The sequence below is a fragment of the Bacteroides rodentium JCM 16496 genome (genome assembly GCF_000614125.1).
Taxonomy (GTDB): Bacteria; Bacteroidota; Bacteroidia; order Bacteroidales; family Bacteroidaceae; genus Bacteroides; species Bacteroides rodentium.
On record NZ_BAKJ01000003.1, the window covers coordinates 125,727 to 151,995 of the forward strand.

Annotated in this window: 15 protein-coding genes and 5 pseudogenes; 4 read left to right on the forward strand and 16 right to left on the reverse strand. The window is 49.7% G+C overall.

Features of this window, described 5'->3' with window-relative positions:
- From JCM16496_RS02075 to JCM16496_RS02090, 4 genes and pseudogenes are all read right to left on the reverse strand, one after another.
- A complete protein-coding gene (locus JCM16496_RS02075; RefSeq protein WP_025831988.1) occupies positions 1-486 on the reverse strand; it encodes an RNA polymerase sigma factor in 486 nt (161 codons plus the stop codon).
- Positions 487-590: 104 nt separating this feature from the next.
- Positions 591-1,503 (reverse strand): annotated as a pseudogene (locus JCM16496_RS02080) (vitamin B12 dependent-methionine synthase activation domain-containing protein).
- Between the two features lie 54 nt (positions 1,504-1,557).
- Entirely contained in the window at positions 1,558-2,904 is a 1,347-nt protein-coding gene (locus tag JCM16496_RS02085) for a dihydroorotase (protein WP_025831990.1), read from the reverse strand.
- Between the two features lie 55 nt (positions 2,905-2,959).
- Positions 2,960-3,706 (reverse strand): polyprenol monophosphomannose synthase, encoded by a 747-nt coding sequence (locus JCM16496_RS02090; protein WP_025831992.1) that lies wholly within the window; start codon positions 3,704-3,706, stop codon positions 2,960-2,962.
- A 754-nt stretch (positions 3,707-4,460) separates the two neighbouring features.
- On the opposite strand from JCM16496_RS02090, the pseudogene mfd reads away from it, so the two are divergent.
- Together mfd and JCM16496_RS02105 are read left to right on the forward strand one after the other, a co-directional pair.
- Positions 4,461-7,849: pseudogene (gene mfd / locus JCM16496_RS02100) on the forward strand (transcription-repair coupling factor).
- 106 nt (positions 7,850-7,955) lie between these two features.
- A complete protein-coding gene (locus tag JCM16496_RS02105; protein ID WP_025831994.1) occupies positions 7,956-8,330 on the forward strand; it encodes a hypothetical protein in 375 nt (124 codons plus the stop codon).
- 274 nt (positions 8,331-8,604) lie between these two features.
- Here the strand turns inward: JCM16496_RS02105 and JCM16496_RS02115 are convergent.
- The 5 genes and pseudogenes from JCM16496_RS02115 to JCM16496_RS02135 all read right to left on the reverse strand — a co-directional run bounded on the left by JCM16496_RS02115 (position 8,605) and on the right by JCM16496_RS02135 (position 16,113).
- Positions 8,605-10,445, reverse strand: a pseudogene (locus tag JCM16496_RS02115) (YgiQ family radical SAM protein).
- The gene (locus JCM16496_RS02120; protein ID WP_025831998.1) at positions 10,442-10,660 is read right to left on the reverse strand and encodes a sulfurtransferase TusA family protein; all 219 of its coding nucleotides are present in this window, start codon (positions 10,658-10,660) and stop codon (positions 10,442-10,444) included. The pseudogene JCM16496_RS02115 and the gene JCM16496_RS02120 overlap by 4 nt, the downstream one beginning before the upstream one ends.
- Complete coding sequence (locus JCM16496_RS02125; RefSeq protein ID WP_025832000.1) at positions 10,661-10,975, reverse strand: DUF8442 family protein; 315 nt, start codon at positions 10,973-10,975, stop codon at positions 10,661-10,663.
- Positions 10,976-11,091: 116 nt separating this feature from the next.
- Positions 11,092-14,025, reverse strand: coding sequence for a golvesin C-terminal-like domain-containing protein (locus JCM16496_RS02130; RefSeq protein ID WP_025832002.1), 2,934 nt, complete (start codon positions 14,023-14,025; stop codon positions 11,092-11,094).
- A gap of 97 nt (positions 14,026-14,122) precedes the next feature.
- Positions 14,123-16,113 (reverse strand): annotated as a pseudogene (locus JCM16496_RS02135) (glucosamine-6-phosphate deaminase).
- Between the two features lie 455 nt (positions 16,114-16,568).
- Between JCM16496_RS02135 and JCM16496_RS02140 the strand changes: the two are divergent.
- Together JCM16496_RS02140 and JCM16496_RS02145 are read left to right on the forward strand one after the other, a co-directional pair.
- Positions 16,569-17,792: a site-specific integrase gene (locus JCM16496_RS02140; RefSeq protein ID WP_025832004.1), complete on the forward strand. Its 1,224-nt coding sequence runs from the start codon at positions 16,569-16,571 to the stop codon at positions 17,790-17,792.
- Positions 17,793-17,813: 21 nt separating this feature from the next.
- Positions 17,814-19,115 carry a site-specific integrase gene (locus tag JCM16496_RS02145; protein WP_025832006.1) on the forward strand — a complete coding sequence of 434 codons (1,302 nt, stop codon included), beginning with the start codon at positions 17,814-17,816 and terminating at the stop codon, positions 19,113-19,115.
- Positions 19,116-19,185: 70 nt separating this feature from the next.
- On the opposite strand, the gene JCM16496_RS02150 is transcribed toward JCM16496_RS02145, so the two are convergent.
- From JCM16496_RS02150 to JCM16496_RS02185, 7 genes and pseudogenes are all read right to left on the reverse strand, one after another.
- Complete coding sequence (locus tag JCM16496_RS02150; RefSeq protein ID WP_025832007.1) at positions 19,186-19,497, reverse strand: helix-turn-helix domain-containing protein; 312 nt, start codon at positions 19,495-19,497, stop codon at positions 19,186-19,188.
- Positions 19,494-19,790, reverse strand: a complete 297-nt coding sequence (locus JCM16496_RS02155) for a helix-turn-helix domain-containing protein (RefSeq protein ID WP_025832008.1) — start codon at positions 19,788-19,790, stop codon at positions 19,494-19,496. The genes JCM16496_RS02150 and JCM16496_RS02155 overlap by 4 nt, the downstream gene beginning before the upstream one ends.
- 19 nt (positions 19,791-19,809) lie before the next feature.
- On the reverse strand, positions 19,810-20,127 hold the full coding sequence (locus JCM16496_RS02160; protein ID WP_025832009.1) for a helix-turn-helix domain-containing protein: 318 nt from the start codon (positions 20,125-20,127) through the stop codon (positions 19,810-19,812).
- 216 nt (positions 20,128-20,343) lie between these two features.
- Complete coding sequence (locus tag JCM16496_RS02165) at positions 20,344-20,760, reverse strand: dihydrofolate reductase family protein (protein ID WP_025832010.1); 417 nt, start codon at positions 20,758-20,760, stop codon at positions 20,344-20,346.
- Positions 20,761-21,060: 300 nt separating this feature from the next.
- Complete coding sequence (locus tag JCM16496_RS02170) at positions 21,061-22,377, reverse strand: sigma-54-dependent transcriptional regulator (RefSeq protein ID WP_025832012.1); 1,317 nt, start codon at positions 22,375-22,377, stop codon at positions 21,061-21,063.
- Positions 22,352-24,690, reverse strand: a pseudogene (locus tag JCM16496_RS02175) (ATP-binding response regulator). The gene JCM16496_RS02170 and the pseudogene JCM16496_RS02175 overlap by 26 nt, the downstream one beginning before the upstream one ends.
- Before the next feature lie 850 nt (positions 24,691-25,540).
- Entirely contained in the window at positions 25,541-26,221 is a 681-nt protein-coding gene (locus tag JCM16496_RS02185; protein ID WP_025832014.1) for a hypothetical protein, read from the reverse strand.
- Between the last annotated feature and the right edge of the window lie 48 nt (positions 26,222-26,269).

Genomic DNA, 26,269 nt, shown 5'->3' on the forward strand with positions numbered 1-26,269 from the left:
TTATTCCTCCTTATTCATTTTTTTCAATTTGTCCTTGATGCGGCTGAGTTTGGTGGCAACATTTGTCAAGGTCAGCCCGGTGATTTCGGCAATTTCTTCGTAGCTTTTCTCTTCCAGATAGAGCAGGATGATGGACTTTTCCAATTGTCCCAGCCGGTTTATCATCCGGTAGAGTTGCCGTAGCATGGCTTGTGTCTCGTCGGTTTCTTCAGTCCGGTCGGCCTCTTGGGTGAGGGTGACGATTTCGGGGATGTTTTTTTCTTTGCGGATAAAGCTGATGCACGTGTTCAGTGCGATGCGGTAAATCCATGTGGAAATCTTACACTCCCGCCGGAACCTGGGAAATGCTTTCCATAAGTTGAGCACCACTTCCTGATACAGGTCGTTGAGGGTAGCGTTGGGCGTGGTGTACAGATAGCACACCTTATATATCACGCGCTCATACTCCCGTACCACGGATACAAACTCTTGTTCTGCATTTTCCATCTTTTTAGCTTCTTTCGAATTGCTTTTGCACTGTTAGTCGCATTGTGTAGCGATAAATCACAGTTCAAAAAGGATTATTTTAATGGCACCACAGATGACAACGATCAAGCGTTTCCTGCCAGGAACTTCCGCATATCCCCTATCGGCATTCCCCGGCGGCGGGCGTAGTCTTCCAGCTGGTCTTCTCCAATCTTGCCCACTGCAAAGTATCGGGATGCGGGATGTGCCAGCATCATGCCGCAGACGGAGGAGTGAGGGTGCATGGCTCCATGCTCGGTCAGCGTGATGCCTATCTGCTTCATGCCGAGCAGTTCGTCCAGCAGGAAATTCACAGATTGGTCGGGTAGGGAGGGGTATCCCACAGCGGGGCGGATGCTTGGTACTTCTCGACCAGCAAATCCGGAATGGACAAGGATTCATCGGGGGCATACCCCCAAGCCTCCTTGCGGACATATTCGTGCATCTTTTCTGTGGCGGCTTCGGCAAGGCGGTCGTTCAGAGTCTGTACAAGGAGATGCTTGTAGGGATCGCTCTTATAAGTCTCTTCGGCCTCTTCACTGATGGTGGAGGCGAAAAACCCTACGATGTCGGGCGTGCCCGAAGAGAGGGGACGTACAAAATCGCTCAGGCAGAGGAATGGGCCGCCGTCGGGGTGTGGCGTCTGCTGTCGGAGCAGAGGGAAGGTTGTTCCTTCTATCAAGAGGTTATCTCCGTCTGCATGTGCCTGGCAGAGCCGGAAGATGCAATGCACGTTCATCTTTTCGTCCAACCGGTTCAACATCCGGTTTGCCTCTTTGAACAGTTGCATCGCTTCCGCCGCTTCATACGTTCTTCCTCGGGAAAGGTTGTCAGCCAAAGTGCACGGCAGGAGTCGCAGCCATAGATGTTTGCAATAGCCGCAAAGCGAGGCTGGAAGCCCCAGGCATGGAAGAAATAAATCCAGTTGATGTAAGGGGTTACTTCATGAATCCGATACGAAAGCAATTCATGCCCCGGTGCCAGTATTGTTCTTTTCATCCCATTTAATCCCTAATTCCTAATTCCTAATCCTTAATCCCTAATCCCTAGCCTTCACTCCCCAAATCTCAGTTCCTCGCCCCGATAAGCGTCGTCCACCATGCCGTCGCTATAAACGGGATGTCCGTTGGCAAAAGTCTTTTCCACTTTCCAGTTGAAGGTATGCCCTTCCAATGGACTCCAGCCGCATTTGCTCAAAACTTTGTCGGCTGTCACTTCCCACGGGGTGTCGGGGCGTACCAGCACAAGGTCTGCCCGGTAACCTTCACGGATATAGCCGCGCTTGTTGATGCGGTAGATTTGTGCGGGAGCATGGCACATCTTTTCAACGATGGTCTCGAGTGTGAATATTCCCTCATCTACCAGTTGCAGCATGCTGACAAGCGAAAACTGTATCATCGGCATGCCGGACATGGCCTTCAAGGCACCCCCTTCTTTCTCGGCGAGCAGATGGGGGGCATGGTCGGTGGCTATTACGTCTATCAGGCCGGAGTTGACGGCTGCACGCAGGGCATCGCGGTCGGCTTGCTTCTTAATGGCAGGATTGCACTTGATACGTGCACCCAGCGTGCGATAGTCACTGAGCGTGAAGAGGAGATGGGCAACGCATGCTTCGGCGGTGATATGCTTCTCGGAAAGTGAATAGTCATTGAATAATTGCAGTTCCTTGGCTGTGGACACATGCAGAATGTGTAGCCGTGCACCGGCAATCCTTGCCAGCCGTACTGCCAGCTCAGAAGATGCATAGCATGCTGCCGAGGAGCGGATGTAGGGATGCTTGCCTATGGGAATATCATTCTCTCCGGCAAACATTTCCTTGTATTTGGTGAGATTCTTCTTGATAATTCCCTGGTCTTCGCAATGGGCGGCAATCAGCATGTCTGTACCGTTGAAGATATTCTGCAGGCTGTTCATCTTGTCTACCAGCATGTTTCCGGTACTGGAGCCCATGAATAGCTTGATGCCGCAGACACGGTGCTTGTCCAGCTTGCCGAATTCGCTGTAATTGTCGTTTGTTGCACCGAAGTAGCAGGAATGGTTTACGATACACTTCTCGTTCAGCAGGTCAAGTTTGGCATTGAGGGCATCCAGCGTAGTGGTCACCGGGTTTGTATTGGGCATATCCATGATGGAGGTCACACCACCTGCGGCAGCCGCGCGGCTTTCTGTGAGGATGTCCGCTTTGTGGGTCAGCCCCGGGTCGCGAAAATGTACATGGTCATCGATGATGCCGGGCAGCAGATAGCATCCGGTGGCATCTATGGTCTCGTCACAAGGTGCGGAAAGAGGTTTCCAGTTAGTCAGTACTTCTGCGATGCGTCCGTCTTCTATCACTACGGAGCCTTTCACGGATTGCCCTTCGTTGACAATCGTGGCGTTGTGTATCAATGTTCTTTTCATAACTTATTTATATAAAGGAAGGAGATATGAAAATTCTAAAGAATAATCCCCCCAATCATTCTTGTTCTTTTGTATATTTATGGAACCAGCTGTTCCATTTCAACCGGATTACCCCGAACACGGCCTCACCAAAAATACTGCTGTTCATTTTGGAGGTACCCAGTTCACGGTTGATGAAGATGACGGGTACTTCTTTTACCTTGAAGCCGTATTTGTAGGCAGTGAACTTCATCTCTATCTGAAAGGCGTACCCTTTGAAGCGGATACCGTCCAGATTGATAGTCTCCAATACACGGCGGCGGTAACATACAAATCCGGCGGTAGTGTCATGGATAGGCAGCCCGGTGATGAGGCGTACATATTTGGAGGCAAAATAAGACATCAGTACACGTCCCATAGGCCAGTTCACCACGTTCACACCGCTCACGTAGCGCGACCCTATGGCTACATCGGCACCCTCTTCGGAGCAGGCGTGGTAGAGGCGGGGCAAGTCTTGGGGATTGTGGCTGAAATCGGCATCCATTTCGAATACATATTCGTAGGCCCGTTGCAGTGCCCATTTAAAGCCGGCTATGTAAGCTGTCCCCAGTCCCAGCTTTCCCTTGCGCTCCACCATGAAGAGGCGTTCGGGGAATTCCTGCTGCAAGGTTTTCACAATGGCAGCCGTTCCGTCCGGCGAACCGTCTTCAATGATAAGGATATGGAATCCATGTTCCAGGGCAAAAACGGCACGGATAATGTTCTCTATATTCTCCCGTTCGTTGTAGGTGGGGATGATAACAATGCTGTCTGATGTCTGCATACTTTATAAAAATACACGTGAGGGTTGTAATTGGGAACAAATGTAATACATTTCTTTCTTATCTGGCAGCATTTTCACACAAATCTTGATTTTGCAAAGTTCCGGTGCCGCGGCTCTTCCATTTATGCAGCTCCTTCCAGCTCCTGGCTATGTGGAATGCGGATTGAATGAAAGTGCCGTGTGCCGGACTTTGAACTGTGGCCTCAGTCTTCGGCTGTTCCCGCCTCAATCATTAATAAAAAACATTCAAACTATCAATGAAAAACTTCCGAAGTATAAAGGGTAAAGTTGTCGGATACAGGCAGAAAGAGTGTTTCCAAGCCTTGGTCTGTCTATCCCAAGCCTTGGGATAGACAGACCAAGGCTTGGGGTACATGTCCGCAGGCTGGGGATAAACTTTGTGTAGCATGGCTCCTGAACAGGGATTGTACAGGCTGTGTTGTTCATAATCGGAGGGAAAGAAGTTTCACCGCCTTCCCCGATAAATAGGACGATACCGGAAAAAGGTGAAGGATGTGCAGGCCGGAAGCGGGAAGATTATTTCAGAGAACATGGTTGCCGATAGGTCAAAGCTAAAGATTATTTGCGTATTTTTGCACCGGATTTATTCCGACTATGTATCAAAATACGAATTGATAGTAGAACAGAAATGATTTGCGAAAAGAAAAGCGGATAGAGCGGGTATTCTGTTCGACTATAAAAGAAAACGATAAGTTTGTTTTGATACCTTTTCGGGGAAAAAAGCAAAGACTCAATGAATATAACCGAACTGCAACAATCATACGCCTCCCATCCCAATGTAGAGGGGATGCGCAGGCTTCTGGAAGATAACTCTGTCCGTCATTTGTATTGCGGAGGACTATGCGCCTCTGCCGCCTCCTTGTTTTCGTCCGTATTGGTGGAGCGGACGGACGTTCCGTTTGTCTTCATTCTGGGCGACCTGGAAGAAGCGGGCTATTTCTATCACGACTTGACGCAGATTCTCGGGACGGAGCGCGTGCTGTTCTTTCCTTCCTCCTTCCGCCGTGCCATCAAGTACGGACAAAAGGATGCGGCAAACGAAATTCTCCGTACCGAAGTGCTGAGCCGCCTGCAGAAAGGAGAAGAAGGGCTTTGCGTGGTGACCTATCCGGATGCGCTTGCCGAAAAGGTTGTCTCCCGCAAGGAACTGGGGGATAATACACTGAAACTGCATGCTGGTGAAAAGGTGGACATGGACTTCGTGATGGACGTGCTTCGTAGTTATGGCTTCGAGTATGTGGATTATGTCTACGAGCCGGGGCAGTATGCCGTCCGTGGCAGTATCATCGATGTCTTTTCTTTTTCCTCCGAATATCCTTTCCGTATAGACTTCTTCGGGGATGAGGTGGAGAGTGTCCGCACTTTCGAGGTGGAAACGCAGCTTTCAAAGGAGAGGAAAGAGGGCATCGTGATAGTTCCCGATTTGAGCCGTGGGCTGGAGAAAGGGGGAAGCGGCGGCATGGTGTCGTTCCTCGACTTTCTTCCGGCGGGCAGCTTGCTTGCCATGCGCGATTTCCTCTGGTTGCGCGAGCGCATACAGGCGGTACACGACGAAGCGCTCACCCCGCAGGCAATCGCCGCCCGCGAGGCGGAAGAGAACGGTGCCATCACGCTGGAAGGCAAACTGATTGACGGTGGCGAGTTTACCGTGCGTGCCCTCGACTTCCGACGGATGGAGTTCGGCAACAAGCCTACCGGAACACCGGATGCCACCGTCACGTTCCACACTTCGTCACAGCCCATCTTCCATAAAAACTTCGATATGGTGGCAGAGAGTTTCCGCGAATATCTTTCACGCGGTTATACCATCTATATATGCAGCGACAGCCTGAAGCAGACCGACCGTATCCGCGCCATCTTTGAGGACCGTGGGGACAACATCGCCTTCACCGCCGTGGAACGGACACTGCACGAGGCTTTGCCGACGACGACCTGCGTATCTGTGTCTTTACCGACCACCAGCTGTTCGACCGCTTCCACAAGTATAACCTGAAAAGCGACAAAGCGCGCAGCGGAAAGGTTGCCCTGAGCCTGAAGGAGTTGAATCAGTTCACCCCCGGTGATTATGTGGTGCATACCGACCACGGTGTGGGACGTTTTGCCGGACTGGTGCGCATCCCCAACGGCGACACCACACAAGAGGTGATGAAGCTGGTCTATCAGAACGAAGATGTGGTGTTCGTCTCCATCCACTCCTTGCACAAGGTTTCCAAGTACAAGGGCAAGGAGGGCGAAGCGCCCCGCCTCAACAAGCTGGGCACCGGAGCTTGGGAGAAGCTGAAAGACCGCACCAAAACGAAAATAAAGGATATCGCCCGCGACCTGATAAAGCTCTACTCGCAACGCCGCGAGGAGAAGGGATTCCAATATAGTCCCGACAGTTTCCTGCAACGGGAGTTGGAAGCTTCTTTCATCTACGAAGATACCCCCGACCAAAGCAAGGCTACTGCCGACGTGAAAGCTGATATGGAGAGTACCCGTCCGATGGACCGCCTGGTGTGCGGTGATGTGGGATTTGGTAAGACGGAGGTTGCCGTGCGTGCCGCCTTCAAGGCGGTGACGGACAACAAGCAGGTTGCCGTGCTGGTTCCCACTACCGTGCTTGCCTACCAGCATTTCCAGACTTTCAAGGAACGTTTGAAAGGCTTGCCTTGCCGGGTGGAGTATTTGAGCCGTGCCCGTACTGCCGCCCAGACTAAGGCGGTGGTGAAAGGACTTGCTGCCGGAGAGGTGAACATCCTTATCGGTACCCATCGCATATTGGGGAAGGATGTGAAGTTCAAAGACCTTGGCTTGCTGATAATCGACGAGGAACAGAAGTTTGGCGTTTCCGTCAAGGAGAAGCTCCGCCAACTGAAGGTGAATGTCGATACGCTGACCATGACCGCCACGCCCATTCCCCGTACCTTGCAGTTCTCGCTGATGGGTGCCCGCGACTTGAGTGTCATCCAGACACCGCCGCCCAACCGCTATCCCGTGCAGACGGAGGTACACACCTTCAACGAGGAAATCATTGCCGATGCCGTCAATTTCGAGATGAGCCGCAACGGGCAGGTGTTCTTCGTGAACAACCGCATTTCCAATCTGGCAGAACTGAAAGCCATGATTGAACGCCACATACCCGACTGCCGTGTCTGCATCGGGCACGGGCAGATGGAGCCTGCCGAATTGGAGAAGATTATCTTTGATTTTGTGAACTACGATTATGATGTGTTGCTTGCCACTACCATCATCGAGAGCGGTATCGACATCCCCAATACCAATACTATCATCATCAACCAGGCACAGAATTTCGGATTGAGTGACTTGCATCAGATGCGTGGCCGTGTGGGACGGAGCAACAAGAAGGCGTTCTGTTACCTGCTGGCACCTCCCTTGTCTTCGCTTACCCCCGAAGCGAAACGCCGCCTGCAAGCCATCGAAAATTTCTCCGACCTGGGCAGCGGCATCCACATTGCCATGCAGGACCTTGACATCCGCGGTGCGGGCAATATGCTGGGTGCCGAACAGAGCGGCTTCATTGCCGATTTGGGCTACGAGACGTATCAGAAGATTCTTTCCGAAGCCGTGCATGAACTGAAGACCGACGAGTTTGCCGACCTTTATGCCGAAGAACTGAAAGCAGACGGAGGCGTCATCAGCGGCGAGCAGTTTGTAGACGAATGCCAGGTGGAGAGCGACCTTGAACTCTTGCTGCCTGCCGACTATGTGACGGGTAGCAGCGAGCGCATGCTGCTCTATCGCGAACTGGATGGTTTGACGCTCGACAAGGATGTGGCTGCTTTCCGTTCCCGTCTCGAAGACCGCTTCGGTCCGGTACCTCCAGAAACGGAAGAGTTGCTGCGCATTGTTCCCTTGCGCCGCCTTGCCGCCCGCCTCGGTGTGGAGAAGGTCTTCCTGAAAGGGGGACGCATGTCTCTGTTCTTCGTTTCCAATCCGGATAGTCCGTACTATCAGAGCCAGGCTTTCGGCAAGGTCATTGCCTACATGATGAAGTACACCCGCCGTTGCGACCTGCGCGAGCAGAACAACAAGCGGAGTATGCTGGTGAAGGAGGTGAGGACGGTGGAAGAGGCGGTCTGTGCGTTGCAGGAGGTGGTGGCGATGCAGGTAGAGGAGTGAATGCTGCCTGATGAATTTTTAAATCTTTATATGCAGACAGTATGATACTTTTGAGTAAAACGTTTATCTTTGTGTAACAGTATTCCCCTAAAAAAACAAGAAGAATATGGATGCAAAAGAACCGATGCAGGTGTACTACAATCAACCGCTAATGAATGCTATGCGGCGCAATATCCGTACGCGGATAGAAGAAGAATCGGACCCGGAGGTGCTTTCGAAGGTGTGTGCGTTGCTTGACAAGAAGCCGCAGGGAGCTTCATTTGAGGAGCGGTTTGAGCAGGCAAAAGCTTTTGCGTATGCACACTTTGATGAGGCTTTGGCTCGTGATATGGAAAAACATAATTTCTATATAGGAGAAGCATTTCCGGCAGAACGCTATGACTCGGAAGAAGAGTTTGACCGGATGATTCGTGAGGCGGAAGAAAGTGGTGTATGTACCGATGAGGAAGTAACAGATATGTTTTCTGTATGGAAACTTTAACTGTAGTGTGGCATAAAAAGGCAAGAGCCGCACTGCATAAACAAGCTATGTGGTATTTGTTTAATTGTAGTCAATCGTATGTAGATACGTTTATTACTAATGTGGAAAATGCAGTATCGGCAGCTTCCAGAACGCCTACGATAGGTCGTTACAAGAAAATTAGTAGCAACAAGACATATCGTGAATTATTGACACATCCTAAAAGTAAGATTGTTTATTGGTACGATTATAAAGAAATACATATTCTGAATATAGTCTTTTCCGACACCAACTATTAACCCCTCTTCCCATACAGCTTGTCTATCAAATCCTGCCTTCCTATCCGCCGCAATTCATTCACAATATTCCTGCGTTCCTCGGGTTTGTACCAGAAGAAGAATTGACGTTGTGCCAGTTTCTCGCGCTGCGTCTTGGCACTGAATACCGGTTCCTGCGTATAAGGATGGAAGCCCGTGTACCATGCTTCGGTGGCAACGGTCATGGGAGTAGGGGTGAAGTCCTGTACTTGTTCCAGATGGAAGTCCAGTCGCTTGGTGATGACGGCAAGTTCCGCCATATCCTCTTCCTTGCATCCGGGATGACTGCTGATGAAGTAAGGGATGAGTTGTTGGCGCAGTCCTTCTTCACGGTTAATCCTGTCGAATATCTTCTTGAACTCACCGAACTGGCTGAACGGAGGCTTGCGCATGATGTTTAGCACGCGGTCTGATGTATGCTCCGGAGCCACCTTCAGACGACCGCTGACATGACGGGCAATGAGCTCGCGGGTATATTCCTGCGTACTTTTGTTAGTGTTCGGGTCCTTGCTCTGGTGCAGCAACAGGTCATAGCGTACACCGCTGCCGATGAACGACTTCTTGATGCCGGGCAGGGCATCTACGGCATGATAGATGTCGAGCAGCGGACGGTGGTCCGTATTCAGGTTGGGGCATACCTTGGGGTAGATGCACGACGGGCGTTTGCATTTCCTGCAGACGGCCTCATCCCGTCCCTTCATACGGTACATATTGGCCGACGGACCTCCCAAATCACTCAAATAACCCTTGAAGTCGGGTAGTTCCGTGATGGCTTTCACCTCTTTCAGAATGCTCTCCTTGCTGCGGCTTACGATGAATTTGCCTTGGTGTGCGGAGATGGTGCAGAAGGCACATCCTCCGAAACATCCGCGATGCAGGTTGACGGAGAACTTTATCATGTCATATGCCGGAATACGTTTCCCTTTATACTTGGGATGAGGCAAGCGCGTATATGGCAAGTCGAAAGAACGGTCGAGCTCAGCCTCCGTCAAGGGGGGTAGGGAGGGTTGACCACTACCGTCTGCTTGCCGCTCTTTTGCAGAATGCGGGATGCTGTATATTTGTTGCTTTCCTCCTCGATATGACGGAAGTTGGCAGCTTCTTTCTTTTTATCTTTCAGACATTCTTCATGGGAAAAGAGGATGATATCCCCTTCTTGTTCCACTACCTCCTTGTCAAGATAAACCATTTGGGGAATATCGGCGATGAGCTTTTTGAAGCTTGGGGCGTCTATCTGTGTCTGTTGGCGTTTCAGCCTTCCGGCAAGTTCCACCACCGGTTTCTCTCCCATACCGTAGATGAGTGAGTCGGCTCCGCTGTCGAGGAGGATGCTGGGGCGTACACGGTCTTGCCAATAGTCGTAGTGCGTCAGGCGGCGCATGCTTGCCTCGATGCCGCCCAGTACGACGGGGACATCGGGGAATAGCTTCTTTAATATCTGGGTATATACAATGGAAGGGTACTCCGGACGCATATCCGGACGTGCATCCGGGGTATAGGCGTCATCACTGCGCAAGCGTTTGTTGGCAGTATATTTGTTGACCATCGAATCCATACAGCCGGGACTGATGCCGAAGAACAGACGGGGACGTCCCAGTTTCTTGAAGTCGCGCCAGTCGTCGCGCCAGTTGGGTTGGGGGATGATGGCTACGCGCAATCCTTCTGCTTCGAGGATGCGGCCTATGACGGCGGCTCCAAAAGAAGGGTGGTCCACGTAGGCGTCACCGCTGAAAAGTATTACATCCAATTCGTCCCAACCACGCAGTTCCACTTCTTTCTTGGTAGTAGGAAGCCAGTCTGTAAGGCGATATTCTTTCATTTGCACATTAAAAACTGTAATGTCATCCGTTCTCCGTCGTAAATCTCACGGAAGCCTATCTGCTGCTCGGAAAGATACTCTTTCATGTCATTGAAGGCTGCAGCGTCATCCATGATGATTTCCAGCTTCTCGCCTTTCCCGGCCTCGCACATGGCTTTGACGGCAGGGATTAAAGGGCTGTAATGCTGTTGTCCGCAGGTGTCGATGGTTTTCATTTATTCTTCTTCTATGGTTTCTTGTTGGGAGAGCCATTGCAGATAGAGCTTGATGAGTTGCTGCAGTCCGAAGGCCTTCATGTTGTTGTGATAGATAACGTCGATGCAGAGGTCGAGCAGGTCTTTGCTGTCCTCCTCTTGTGCGGCGATGAGGGAGCGGATGTTCAGTTTCAACTTGTCGAGCACGGTTTCGTCCACAATACCGTTGCTGTCGATGAGATGGCGGAAGAGGCCGTATTTCTCGATGGTGGCAAGGTTCTCTTCTGAAACTTCCAGACTGCGGGTTCCGCTGGGGTTGGCTTGTATAGTGTACATGATGTTTAATGTTTAGTGGTTAATGTTTAATGATTAATGGAAGCAAAGATAGTTTTTTCACCACAGATTACACAGATTTCCACAGATTATTTATAGGGATTGCTATTTTGTCTGTGTTAATCTGTGTAATCTGTGGTGAGAAAGCGGAGTATGGATGCCATAATTGCATTTCTGGATGTTTCTTCCCGGATGCTTTCAAAAGGGAATCCCATGACAAAAGTGCGATAATCGTTGCCTTGATAGGCCACGGCGGCGGGGGTGTTGCCGATGGCATAGGTCATGACTGGAAAAGCGGGAGACATGGGCAGGATGCAATCGGGGGAAGTGACCGGATAGCTTTGCTCATTCGGCAGGCGGGGAAGGGTGAAGGTATGCCCCAGTCCCCGGACAGCGATTTTGTCCCCGTCTGTTTTCAGAGAGTTGCCATACCGGTACTTCAAGATATTCTGAATAAATTCTTTATTGCCCTGCGAACTGTCCATATCGCTGCCTACGTAGGCACCGCTGACCAGGAGATGACCTCCCGACTGGCAATAGGAAGTCAGTATGCGCTGCATGGGCGAGGAGAATGTTTTGTAGTAGGTATTGCGTGCCGGATTGCTGGAATTGTCTTCTTTCTCAAGTCCGAGGATATAGTCCACTATCGGATAATCCTCCAATGAGAGGATGCCCTTTTCCACAGCCTCGTCGCTGCATGAGACGAAGCTGTAATTTCCGGCTGCCTGGATGGCTTTGCCATGTACGAAGGGGTAATCGAAAGTGTTTCCGATGATTTTCATGCCTTCGTATTCGTCATTGCTCTCTCCCAGACGTCGTCCTGCTTCCTTTCGGCTGAAATTCTGCTGGGCGCCGCAGAGGGAGATGTCATAGAGATAGGGTACGCCGGGCTCTTGCGACAAGTCGAAGCCTGCCGCATCGGGGGTGTCTATAACGGCAGGCCCGCTGATGCGGTCGAATCCGTTGACGATAAGTATCTGTCCTTTTTCACGCTTTGCCTTGTAGGCGGCAAGAATTTCCGAAGGGAAGCTTTCGCCACCCCGGTTTACGGCGGTTACTTTGAAGGAATAGACGATGCCCGGTTCTATTTTTACGGTATGGGACGGGGAGCTGACACATACGCCATTGTCAAATCCTCCACGACCGATACGTGTATATACAATGTATTCGCGTGGTTTGGCAGTCGGCTCCAACGGGTCTTCCTCTCCTTGCCAGGAGAGCTCTAAAGTATTCTTCTTTTGACCGAAGCGGATGGCAAAGTGGCTGACGGGAAGCGGTTGGACCACGTACTCTTTGCCGTGCTGGCTGCATATGTATTGCAGAATGGCTTTATAGAGCGCACGCCCGACGGTGAACTTGAAGTTAGGGTCATGTCCCAAGCGCATATCTGCGAAGTTCTGGTGCGACAACAGTTCTACGATGGTGGAAGGGACGGCGGGCAGGCGTGTTTCACTGTAATTGCGGTTCCATAGGCTGCGGCGTGTCCAGTCAACGTTGAAGGTGGAGCGGATGTCACGCTGCAACTGCGTCAGCAGAATGTCCGAAAGGTCACGGGAGGCATGGCGGTCTGTACCGGCATGCAACTTGCCGTTGTTGAAGTTGGTGGTATAAATGCCGAGAGTGCCTACAATCTCATCTTCCTTACTGAAACCGGCATCGCTATGCAGGGCCATACTCATTTCAAAGGGGATGCCCAAACCTTCTTCCACCGGGTTGAATACTGATTTCCCGGCAAGATAATTCACTGTACGTGAACGTACGTTGATGTCGTCGTTCATATCATTCTTTCCCTCGTAGCCTCCATAGACGGGATAGGGCATGCCTGCCCATTGGGCGGAGTAGCGTGCGCCTTCCAGGTATCTGGGCAAGCCGCTGGTTTGTCCGCCGCGGGCAATGTTGCCCATGCCTCCTCCAAAGCGGACGGCATCGGCACAGACCACGCCTTTCTCTTTGCTCTCGTTGCTCAATACCACCATGCCGTAGTCGTTCCGGCCTTTGTCAAAAGTGAATGTGCCGAGGTACACCCATGTGCCGCCTCCTATTTGCTGGTTTACCTTGAATTCCGTGACGCCTCCGTTGTGAAATACAAGATATTTGGCATCGCTTACGCTGCCCGGCAGTGTCTGATAAGATACGTATACGGCATATTCTCCCGTTTCCGGAATATCGGGGACCCATTCGGCAAAAGCCTTGTCTTTCTTCTTTTCAGTTTTGGCGAAGCGTGCCGTGCCGGTGAGGAAAGGGTTTTCATTGTCCTGATAGGTTCGTTTCCGTTGGGCAAATCCGGGTCGGGAGGTCTGTTCCCAACGTGCTTTCCGGCTTTTCACGTCCAGATAAAGGGAACCTTGTCCTCCATGTCCGCTCAGGCTACCGTCATTGTCTACGATGACTTCTTGCTTCTGCGTGTCCCGTTCGCGGGGGGTGAATACATTGGCTCCTGCATTCTCCAGCATGGGCAGGAGGTAGGGCAGGATGAAGGATTGGGTGAACTGGTCTTCCGTGGTGCAGAACAGCCTCGGGCGTTGCCATCCCCATTTGTCCTTGTCATTGATGTAATATTTCCCGTGGCTTTGCCAAAGGGCGATGTGGCGTCCTTCCAGTCCGCGGGTGATGTCGTAGGGGCGCGAGGTACGGGTTACCCAGGGTGTACCTTTGTATTCCAGGTGGCCGAACAGACGTGCCTTGTCTTTCTTCCCTTTCCGGTAGAGGTTGGGGATAAGTTCCTCGATGCTTTTCCCGTCAGCAAAGACGGTGAGGTCGAAATAGTTCACCGGTCCCGGCAGGATTTGTCCCAGATGGCGGTAAATGGCATCGACGGTTTCAGGCCGTAGAGGCTGGTAGGCAAAGCGCTCGTTTGCATAGACAAGCAATTTCTTCTTCCGGAAGTCAATGCGGAAACTATCCAGCTTGCAGGTACCGATGTTGGCCGTATGGGTGGTGTATTCCCTGAAGAATCTCTGGAGGCGTTCTTCCACATTCTGTTCCACTTCTTGTGCCGATAGTCCGGACAAGGTGATGAATAGTGCTATAATGGATAGGTATAGTTTTTGCATGATGGTCTGTTATTAGAAAAAAAAGGATTGCAAATGTATACAAAAAAGAGTGGAAAGCCGTCAGCCTTCCACTCTTCTTTCTTTTATTTAGCAAATCTTATAGCGGAATGTATTCCACAAAAGCCTCCATCGCCTCATAGGAAGCAAGTCCGAGGCTGTCATACAAGGCAGCTGTCCCGCGGTTACGGTCTTCGCTACGTTGCCAGAACAGACGTTCGTCATTGCCCAGGAACGGTGCGCTTTCCATCTGCGATTGATGTTTCAAGATAGAGTTACGCTTGGCACGCAGTTCTTCCGGCTGATGGGCACAGCCATCTCGATGTTTTCGATTTCCCATTCGGCCCATGCACCGCGGTACATCCAGATGCGGCATTCCTTCAACCATTTGGCACCTTCTTCTTTTTCCAGGTCGATGGCGGCAAATACGGCGTCCGTACAAACACGGTGTGTGCCGTGCGGGTCTGCCAGGTCACCGGCAACGAAAATCTGATGGGGTTTCACTTCACGCAATAGGTTGCGTACGATTTCCACGTCTGCTTCGCTGATAGGATTCTTCTGTATCTTGCCCGTTTCGTAGAATGGCAGGTCGAGGAAGTGACAGTGATCCAGAGGGATATTATTGTATGTACATGCAGTGCGTGCCTCGCCGCGGCGAATCAGTCCCTTGATGGTCAGGATGTCGCGCGTATCCATGTCGCCGTCTTTCTTCTCCTTCAGGTATTTGCGGATTTCAGCATATTTGTCGTTAATGACCTGGTCTTCGCTGTTGTTGAAGATTTGGTTGAATCCGTTGATGAAGTGCAGGAAGCGGATAACTTCTTCATCGCCTACGGCAATGTTACCGGAAGTTTCGTAAGCCACATGCACGTCATGTTTCTGCTCTACCAGACGACGGATGGTGCCTCCCATGGAGATAACGTCATCATCGGGATGCGGAGAGAATACGACCACACGTTTCGGATAGGGTTTGGCACGCTCAGGACGATAGGTGTCGTCAGCATTCGGTTTACCGCCCGGCCATCCGGTGATGGTATGTTGCAGGTCATTGAATATCTTGATGTTCACGTTATAGGCTGAGCCGAACAATGCCAGCAGTTCGCTCAGTCCGTTCTCGTTGTAGTCCTTGTTGGTCAGTTTCAGAATGGGTTTTCCGGTGAGTTGGCACAACCAGACGATGGCGCTGCGGATGAGCTTGTCGTTCCATTCGCAGGATGTTACCAGCCAGGGGCGTTGGATGCGTGTCAAGTTGGCGGCGGCAGACAAGTCGATAGCTACATGTGCATTGTTGTGAGTCTGCAGATAAGATGCAGGGATAGTATCTGTTACCGGACCTTCAACGCATTCTTTCACCTTTTGCGCTTTCTCCTCACCCCATGCCAGCAGATATATTTTCTTTGCCGAGAGGATGGTGGCTACTCCCATGGTGATGGAGCTGATGGGGGTATTTTCAATGCTGCCGAACATCTTGGAAGCTTCATTGCGGGAGTCGTTGTCCAGTAATATCAGACGAGTGGTAGAGTTCAGGCGTGAACCCGGTTCATTGAAACCGATATTACCTACACGGCCAATGCCCAGCAAGGCGATGTCCAAGCCGCCGAAACTTTCAATGCGCTGCTCGTAAAGACGGCAATATTCAAAGATGGTGTCTTTGGCGATAGTGCTGTCGGGGGTGAAAACATTTTGTTTGTCAATATCCACATGGTCTATCAGCATTTCCTTCAATGCGTTGAAGTTACTGTTGATGGCATTGGGAGCTAATGGATAATATTCGTAGAGATTGAATATGACTACGTTGCGGAAACTTAATCCCTCTTCTTGGTGCATACGTACCAAGTCTGCATATACGTTGCGCGGAGAGTTGCCGCCTGCCAGTGCCAAGACACAGAAACGTCCCGCCTTTTGCTTGTCACGGATTAACTGTGCAATGTCAAGGGCAATCTGGTTGGCACCTTCTTCGGCAGACTCATAGATGTCTGTCGGGATTTTTTCCAGTCGGGTCAATACCGACCGTTCAAATGCATTCTCAGGTCTGTAGTACCTGGGGGAGACTCTGTTGAGAGTGATTTGAGAGCTTAGATTGGTTTTCATAAAATTTATTATTAATAAATGATTAAGTATTGCGCTGTTCTTTCAATCAACAAATATATATAAACTCGCTCACATACAGATGGCTTTGGAGAAAATAATGCAAAGTGTTTGAGACCGAAAGGGATATGTGGTTTTGTACCAGATTCTTCCATTTATGGCTTTTGACCGTTTTTGGGGGAGTTAGGATAACGAATCGCTACCTATCCGTTGCCTTTTTCAGGATTGAAAAAGAGGTTTGGAAATTGCTCCCGCATCTCGTTCTATATCCTGTTTACCATAGTAAAGAACGCAGTTTTTGCTATGTCTGTTAATGCAAACTTAGTCATATTTTTCCGTATTAGAAAAAAATATAGACTCTGTTTACAAGCCAAGGGATCTTATTCTTCGTTCCGCTATATTTTTCATGCCGTTCATTTGCTCTGCATATAATAATTTTGCAAACAAAGGAATTAGTTATGAATCAGGCAAATGTAAAGGTATCGTTCTACCTGAAAAAGAGCGAGGCGGATGCTGACGGCAACTGTCCTGTAATGGCAAAGTTGAATGTCGGAAAGTATTCCGAGGCGGCTTTCAGCGTGAAGATGAAAGTGCCACAGTCACGCTGGACCTCCGGACGTGCAACCGGCAAGAGCGTGGCAGCAAAGGAAATCAACAACCGTCTGGATGAGATTCGTGCGATGGCATTGAATATCTACACGGAGCAGTCGGCTGTTCGTGACGGTGTGACAGCCGATGAAGTGAAAGGTGTACTGCTTGGAATGGCCAGCGGGCAAGAAACGCTTTTGGGGTATTTCAAACGATTCATCAGCAATTTTGAAAAGCGTGTGGGAGTAAACCGCACAATAGGAAGCCTGCGGGCCTATCGCAATGCCTACAACCATATCGAAAGATTCTTGCAGGTGCAATACAAACTGTCGGATATTCCGTTTTCCGCGTTGGACCGCTCTTTCATCGACAAGTATGATTTGTATCTTCGGACTGAACGTAATCTCGCTCCCGGAACGATTATCAATCTGACCGTACAGCTGAAAACGATTATCGGTGAGGCCATCGCTGACGGCATCATTACCGCCAGCCCGTTTTTGGGATATGAGCCGGTGCGTCCCAAAGCCGTACAGAAATATCTCACGGCAGAAGAGTTACACAGGATTATGACCACTCCGCTTCACAGGCAGACCCTCTATCATGTCCGTGATTTGTTTCTGTTTTCCTGCTTCACCGGCATTTCATACGGAGATATGCGCCTGTTGACCAGGGATAACCTGTGCCTTGCGGAGGATGGGACATGGTGGATTAAAAGTGCCAGACAGAAGACCAAGATAGAATTTGAGATTCCGCTGCTGGACTTGCCGTTGCAGATTCTGAAGAAGTATGGCGACACAGCTCCCGGTGACAAGTTACTGCCGGTGTATTGCAATTCCATGCTGAACCTTTACTTGAAAGAGATTGCCCGGATCTGCCATATAGACCGTCCGCTGGTCTTCCACCAGGCCCGGCATACATACGCAACGGAAATCACGCTCTCCCACGGAGTTCCTCTTGAAACGGTCAGCAAGATGCTCGGACATAGCCAGATAGAAACGACACAGATTTACGCGAAAGTGACCGACGACAAGATAGATGCCGATACAAAGGCCTTGAACCGGAAAATTTCGGAGCGTTTCTCCGTCATCATTTAATAACCACTTGAAAACAATTATATGGAAAAGAATATTGAAAAACAGAACACTAAACGGCGCAGCACTTTTGCCGTGCTGTTTTATATCAACCGTACGAAAGTGCGCAAGGACGGGATGTGCCAGCTATTGTGCAAGGTGAGCATTGATGCAGAATGGGCACAGATAGGAACCAAGGTTTCGGTCAATCCTGCCATCTGGAATCCGGAGAAAGGGCGTGCTGACGGAAGAAGCGAGAATGCCGTTACAGTAAACCGCGCCATAAATGACCTGACAAGCGAGATTGCCGGACATTATGAGCGGATAAAAAACAGCCTGGGTTTCATCACGGCGGAACTGGTCAAGAATGCAGTCAAGGGTATCGGACAGAAACCGCTTACCCTGCTGGCTCTCTTCAGGGAGCATAATGAGGAATTCAAGAAACGTGTCGGGATAGACCGCATACAGGAGACATACGACTCCTATCTGCGTTCCTACAAGCATCTTTCCGCTTTCGTCCGGGAAAAGAGAGGTGTGGAGGATGTAACGTTACGAAGCCTTGACCGGGTGTTTTATGACGATTTCGAGGTATTCCTGCGTACAGTCCGCAACCTGAAGCCCAAAAGCGTGCATGAGCACCTGTACCGCTTGAAGAAACTCACGATGCGTGCGGTCAGCCAAGGAACATTGCGCCGCGATCCATATTGCCGCCTGCATCCCGAACTGCCCAAAAGGAAGAGCCGCCACATGAAACTGGAGGATCTCAAGACATTGATGACTACGCCGGTGAAAAAGCCGCAACTGCAATTCGTACGGGATATGTTCATCTTTTCGACGTTCACCGGACTGGCATATGCGGATTTGAAGAAGCTGTCAGTAAATGATATTACGCAGGCGAAGGATGGCATATGGTGGATTCATATCCACCGGCAAAAGACCGACACGCTTTCCTCTGTCCGCCTGTTGGATATTCCACTCCAAATCATAGAGAAATACCGCAACCTAAGAACCGGGGACAGAGTTTTCAATATTTATACCCGCAGATATTTTATCCAGCTGACGAGAGAATTAGGCCGGGTATATGGATTTGATTTGACCTTCCACCAGGCCCGGCATAATTACGGAACCCACATCACTCTTTCGCTCGGTGTTCCGATAGAGACGGTAAGCCGCATGATGGGACATACCTCCATTTCCACCACGCAGATTTACGCGCAGGTCACGGACACGAAAGTGGATGAGGACATGAAACGGCTGAGAGCCACTGGTTTCGAAAACAGGATTGCTTTGTGTGAAGAGGATTTCCCTACAAAGAAAAAACGAAACAAGAAAGCGCAAACCGTATGAAACAAGAAAGCGGAGAAACGACCTGCCCGAGCCGCAGGCTGTTTCTCCGCACTTGATTAATGAGGAAGGGCTATACCCAGCGTTGTTCCTCCCGGCATCTCTTGTAGGCATCGTCCAGAATCTTCATGATATCGGACTCTTTGTAAAGAGCCTTCCCCTGAACCATGTAGTAAGGGATCACACCGAATGCACGGTATTCCTGCAATGTGCGCCTGCTTACCCGCAGGACTTTGGAAAGTTCCTCGTCCGTAAGGAAACGTTCACCATTGAAAAGGGATCTCGGCATATCCTCCATCGCTGAGAGCATCTTCTCCATTTTCTCCAACCCATGGAACATAACGTCTATGCGCGGGTCTTTCTTGTCTATAAAATGATAGCTCATAATTTGCTCTTTATTAAAGGGTGATAACTCAATTCCAACAATCTCTGTATATCTTCCGGCTTGTAGAAGAGTTTGTTCTTGATACGGCTGAAAGGCAGTAAGCCTTTGGCCCGGTACGCCTGAAGGGTCTTTTTGTTGATGCGAAGCACATCGCACACCTCCTGGTTGTCCAGCCAGTTTTTCAGGCCGAGGTCTTTAACCGGACGGCATATCCGTGTCACCCGTTCCTCGAACTCGCAAAAGCGGACACGCAGTTCTTCAAAAGTCTGTTTGTCAATACATATAAGTTCCATAATTCTTGTTCCGTTTAATTTAAACATTTGTCTGGTGTCTGAATCTCGTCGGCAATGACTTGCCCTTCTGATTGAGGAAAGCCTCCACTTCGGATGCCTTGTAGTAGGTTCTCCCGTCAATCATGTAATAGGTCACGAGTTTCTTTTGCCGGTAACGCGCCAGCGTGCGCTTGGTGATGCCGAGCAGCTGGCACAGGTCATAGTTGTCCAAGAGCGTGTCGCCGTCCAAACAATCCTTCAGCTTGTTCATACGTTCCAATGTCTGCTCTATCTTGTCGAACCGTTCCATGATTTGGGTGAACATCCCATGGGCGGTCTCACTGTTTATCTGTAACATGACTAATCTGTTTTAGTGTAAATAATCGTTTGCTTACACCTTGTTGCGCAACAGGTTATATCATATTATAAGACCAACGGCGTGCCAATGGCACCGATAGACACCAAAAAACACCGATATAGCATTGTATATCAATGGAATAAAATTTCAATGATGTGAAAATGTCGATTCCAAGAATCTTGCAAAATGCGAGATTCCTTTGCAGGATGCAATGGACTATCGCGAGGATTTGCGGTAAATGATACGGGTAATCCCGTTTTTAAAAGTTTTAGACCGATAGAGTTCCCAGCGGTTGGCAGGGAGCTGTTGCAGGCAGGCGATGCCTTTCCCATATGTCAGGGGAAGGATATAAATCACAATTTCGTCGATAAGGTGGTAGATGGTCAGCCCATGCAGCAAACCGAGGCTTTCCTTGCCGTATATCTCTGCCGTGTAGATGAACGAGGCATTTTTTTCGCCCTTCTCACAAATCAAATCCAGCATGGGATAGCCAGGGAATAGCGTGAAGGTGCTCCTCTCGTGCCAGAATGGGAAACCTTGCCGTTCCGTCCTGATCCATTGCAACAGTTCCTCATCCTTGTCAGGAAGATAACCGTCCAATGTCACCGCGGTTATGATTTGTATTGTTGCCATACCTCTATCTGTATACCAAAATTAAAAGCGTGAAACTCACGCACTATCAGGTAGAGGCTCTGGTAAGCCCATTGTAGAATCATGCATGAGCTCACGCTATAAGGCATAGCACAAGCTACACGCAATAATCTCTACAATTTGAAATTTACCAGATTTCTACCTGAGATCTCTTGCGACTTGTATGTATATAATCAGCGGAAGTTTTACGCCCCCGCCGTTATCTTCTATGTTTAAACCGGACACGGTTCTATGAACCCTCCAATCTTTTGCAAATGTACGAATTATCGTTCATATTGAAAATTATTTTATTCCGTATTTCTTCATCTTGCGGTACAAGGTCGCCGGATTTATTCCCAGTAGCCGTGCCGACTGTTCACGGTGTCCGTTACACGCTTGTAGGGCGTTAATGATGGATTCTTTCTCTGCGTTCTCATCTTTCAATGGTAATACAACAGGAGCAATTCCCTCATTCGTATGCTCTGTCTGACCGCCTATATTCAAATCCGATAATTCCAGTAACGGGATTTCTGCAAGCAGCACGGCTCTCTTTACCATGTTCTGCAACTCCCTGACATTGCCCGGCCAGGAATAGGAGCGCAGGCGGTATATGGCATCGTCGGAAAAACCACGTGTGTCCCGTTTGAGTTCTTTCGAGAAGCGTTTACGGAAAAATTCGGCTAAAGGCAGGATGTCGCCCGGACATTCTGCCAGAGAGGGTTGCCGTATCTCGAACTCGCAAAGGCGGTGGTAGAGGTCTTCCCGAAATCTCCCTTCATTAATCGCCCGTTCCATGTTTTCATTCGTGGCGGCTACTATTCTTACGTCCGCAATCTTTTCTTTTTGACCGCCTATAGGCATATAGATGTTCTCCTGCAATACCCGTAGCAGCATGGACTGTATCTCGAACGACATCGTTCCGATTTCGTCCAGAAACAACGTACCGCCTTTTGCCATGTCGAAGAAACCGGGCTTGCCCGTGTCCGCACCCGTGAAAGCCCCTTTCTCGTGCCCGAACAGCATGGAGGGGGCAAGATCACGTGGCAGGATGCTACAGTTGACCGCCACGAACGGCATTCCCACACGCCCGCTGTTCTCGTGGATGCTTTGGGCCACGGACTCCTTGCCCGTCCCGTTGGCACCGAGTATAAGCACAGACATGTCCGAGGGGGCGACCAGCCTCGCGTACCTTTCCACCTCAAGTATTTTGGGGCAGGTACGCTTGAACAGGTCTTTCGGTTTCGTGCGGACAGTCGCGAGCGGACGGAATATCTCTTCTGCCAGTTCAAGCAGGTGTTCCCGGTGTACCGGCTTGGGCAGGTAGTCCTTCGCTCCCAATTTGATGGTGCGTACCACGTCCGGTACCGACACGTATTCCGTGGTTATGATGAAAGGTATGTCCCTTTTCTCCTTTTTAAGCCATTCCAGCAGGGAGATGCCGTTGCCTTCCGGCAGCCGGACATCAGACAGGATCAGATCGAATTGGTGCTTGCGTATCAACGCACGGGCTGCCGGTTCGTTCATGGCCGTCATCGCATCGTACCCGGCCTGCTCGAACCAGTCCTTCTGTCGCTGCGAAAGACTTACATTGTCTTCAACTATCAGTATTTTCCGTTTCATGGGCTATTTTGTTTATGGTGTTCTCCGCTTCCGTTACCAGCATGGAGATATGTTTTATAATCCGTCTCGTGTATTCTTCAATGACATCCTTACCGGCTGTCTCGTCTTTCAGCACTTCCCGGAAATCGTAAAACGGACCGTAGGACTGCAACAGTTCCAATGAGGGCTGTATTTTGTGGGCGATTTCCCGTAATCCGGCTCTGTCTCCGGCTCCCATGGCAGACCGGAGATCCTTTATATCCCGGTTGGATTGAGAAATGAACGTCCGGAGCAGTTTCCGCTTGTCCCGGACATCCGCCGTGAATGTGTCGAAATCGGGAACGCAGGGTTCTTCCGGTTCTGTATGGGATATAACAGCGGATATGGTATTCAGCAGTTCGTTCATCGAAAAAGGCTTGTAAACGCAGTCGGCAAAGCCGCTGCCGGTGAACGCCTCCTTTTCCCGGTCGCCTCTTGCCGTCATGGCTATGACAGGAATCGTGCGTGAATTGCCGATATTGGAATTACGCAGCAAAGCCAATATCTCGAAGCCGTTGGTTCCCGGCATCTGTATGTCTGACAGTAGCAGGTCGTAATCCTGCTTGCGCATCTCCTTCACGAGTTCCTTGGCGTTGGAACAGGCGGTACAGGACACACCGTTACGCTCCAGCATCTCCTTGACGATTTCCAGTTGCAGACGGTCGTTGTCGATGACAAGGACGCTTTGGGGCAACGGGAATGTTGTCCGCAATGCCGATGCCTCGTGTTCTATCCTTTCATCGGAAACCGGCAATGGCAACAATACCCGGAAAGTGCTTCCATGCCCGGGTTCGCTTTCGACATCTATTTTTCCACCTAAAAGATTGACCAACCTTGCGTGATAGGGAGTCCAAGCCCGAAGCCGTCGGCGTTCATTTCCGAGACCAGACGTTCGAACGGGCGGAATATGCGTGAAAGGGTATCTTCGTCCATACCTATGCCTGTGTCCTTTATCTCCAAAGAGAGATTTCCGTCTTTGTAGGCGGCATTGAAACGTATCGTTCCGCTATCCGTGAACTTGACTGCATTCGCCAGCAGGTTGTCTATGATTTGTGCGATACGGTCTATGTCACCGTGAAGCACGACATCCGTATCCTTGAAATCGCAAAGAAAAAGGATGCCTTTATTGTTCACCACATTGGAAAAGCCGGTGGCTATACGCTCCAACCAATCGTTCAGGCTGAATGGTACGTTGTTGCATGTCTCCTTGGACTCGTTAAGACGGTACACGTCCAGCAGATTGTTCAAAAGGTGCAGGATATGCCTGCAAACGATTCTGATATTGGTCAGGTGATGGTTTCGCCTTTTCCTATCACGGATATCCGCCGCCAGTTCCGCGCTGCCGTTGATGATATTCAGCGGGGCGCGTATATCGTGCGAGATGGTAAGGATGATATTCTTGCGTGTTTCCAGCAGTTCATTGTTCTTGTCTATGATACCTTTCATCTTGTCCCTGAGCCTTACATCCCATTTCAGATGCTTGTGGATAATCAGGTACGAGAATACCAGCAGGACGATTGCCGCGACTATCAGCCCCGTGATGATGGAGGTGGAGTAATTGTGCGCTTGCGCAATATATCGTTCTCTGTCTTGGAAGGCGGCTTGTGCGTGATTGTTGATGCTTCCGAGCAAGGCGAAGAGTTTCCGGTTCAAATCCTTGTTACGGACACGCAGGCTGTCGGTGTAGCCCTCCATATTGCGTATTCTCTCCGTTTGCAAGGCGATAAGCTGTTCGTTCAGAGAGCGGAGCCTGTTGGGAGACGCGGGCACTTCCACAGTTTCCTTGCCGCCAAACAGTCCTGCGATGCCTTTCTTCTTTCGCATGACGGTACGTGGTTGTATCGCTTGCCGGGCAGCTTCGGACAGATGATTGACAAGCAAGCTGTCGGCTTTGTCTTGCCGATGGAACACCTGCATGATTTGGTACAGGTGCCCCTCCTTGCTTGACAGCAATCCCCGAAGCGTGTCTATCTGAGTGGTATCTACCATGTTGTCGCTGCCTATTTTCAAGACTTGTAGCAGGGAATCCACTCTCAACCGCCTCGTTTGGTAGGCACGGTAGTCCTCCTCCTCCCAAGCGATAACACTCTCGCCTAATGAGGCCAGAACTGTTATATTGCGGTGTATCTCGGATAGCTCACCCCGCACCTGGCGGATTTCTACGATGTCGGCCTCCAGTTCCCGGAGCCTCGCGCGTTCATGGAAAAGAATGGCGGCCATGCTGATGATAACAGCCATTAAAACCAGATATCCGAAAAGGATTTTCGCTTGTAGGGACACACTTTTTGTTATCATTAATATCAACTATTTATCCAGATTCAGTGTTTCCGAAATAATGTTTTAGTCACTCTCGTCCGAGTTCCCGGTTTAGCGAGTGGAGGGTATCCGTATCGGGCGGCAAATGTACGGCTTCCTTTGCCCAGAGCCACCCGGGAAGGCCTTTTTTCTTACGGGGTGACTGTACGGAGACGGGTTGCCTGTTGCACGGAGATGGGCAGGCGTTTCAGCAAAAGATCATCGGTACTATCCTGTTGCTGAGACAACCGCATGCTCTGGTATAGGTGGCCTCCTTGCTTGCCTGCAGGCCTCGGAGCATATCGATATGCCCTTTACGGACAAATTCCGTACCATGCATCGTCCACAACAGGGAGTCTGTACGCAGGCAGAGTTCCCTGTATTCGACCAGATACTCTTCCGTCCAGAAGATGGCTGTCCACCGTGAAAGGCGAGAACGGAAATCAGGTGGAGGATAGTATTTCCATCACGCTGTATCTGACGAATAGTTACGGCTTCAGTCTTGATAGCTTCTACCCGGTTACGCTCATGAAACAAAACGGCGACCATACTTGTTATGATCGCCATCAAGATGATGTATCCGAAAAAGATTTTATGTTGCAAAGGTATTTGCCTACTATGTTATCATATATTCTGCATCTATAAACATGGAAAACCATGCCCCCGACCAATGAAATTCTCCCTATAGGTGAAAATCACATATACGAATCGTTTGTAACGACATTGTCTATAAAATTCCTCGCAATATCCGTTTCCATGTTCTCTATCATGCCGTTATACTCGCCATTGATTATATTCCACCTCTTTTTTACCACTTTGCCCAATCCTTAACCGTCATGCATATTGTCGATTATCCACTCATGTTTTCATCCTCATATATCCTTATTTTTTTAAGTTCTTGCGACAATTGGACATACAACACCATGGCTTTTATCAGGTCCAGACTCTCCTTGCAGAACCATGGAAAATCGATACATCTGAAATCAATATGGCTCTCTTCCAGTAGATTGAGAAAACGGGTGTCGTCTATCATCCCTTTTAAGGAAACGAACAGGAGAGGTATCCTTTTTCTTCGACAAAAGAATAATGCCTTCTGCAGTTCCGCATATGCGATGGCTCGTTCATCCTTGGAGGTGGAATCATTTCTCTTGTCAAAAAAAGACAACTGGACTTTTAATGAATCATGCCGTTGGAGGTATTCTGTCAACAGTTTCTGTGCTTCAGGAGAGGTATCATCTCCATACAGTATTATATCACTGTATTGTTTCATATCGGGTATTTGTTCCGGCTGTACACTCCTTTTTTCCAAAGGCAGCCTTTCATATTCTTTCAATAAATATTGTTTCGTAACTTTCCGAGGATTCTCAACGGAGTAGAATGCATATCTGAATACAAACAGAATCCCTTTCTTCTGTACAGATTCTTGTTCCAAGAAAAAAGAGTTCAGACGTATCTTGTTTTCTTGAAGGATATGTTTGGGAATATCTTCCTGATAGGTATCGGTCGTGTATTCAAGGACGGTCTTTTTCATTTAGATTACACATGTTTATTTCTAACCAACCTTAATAGTAATGTTATC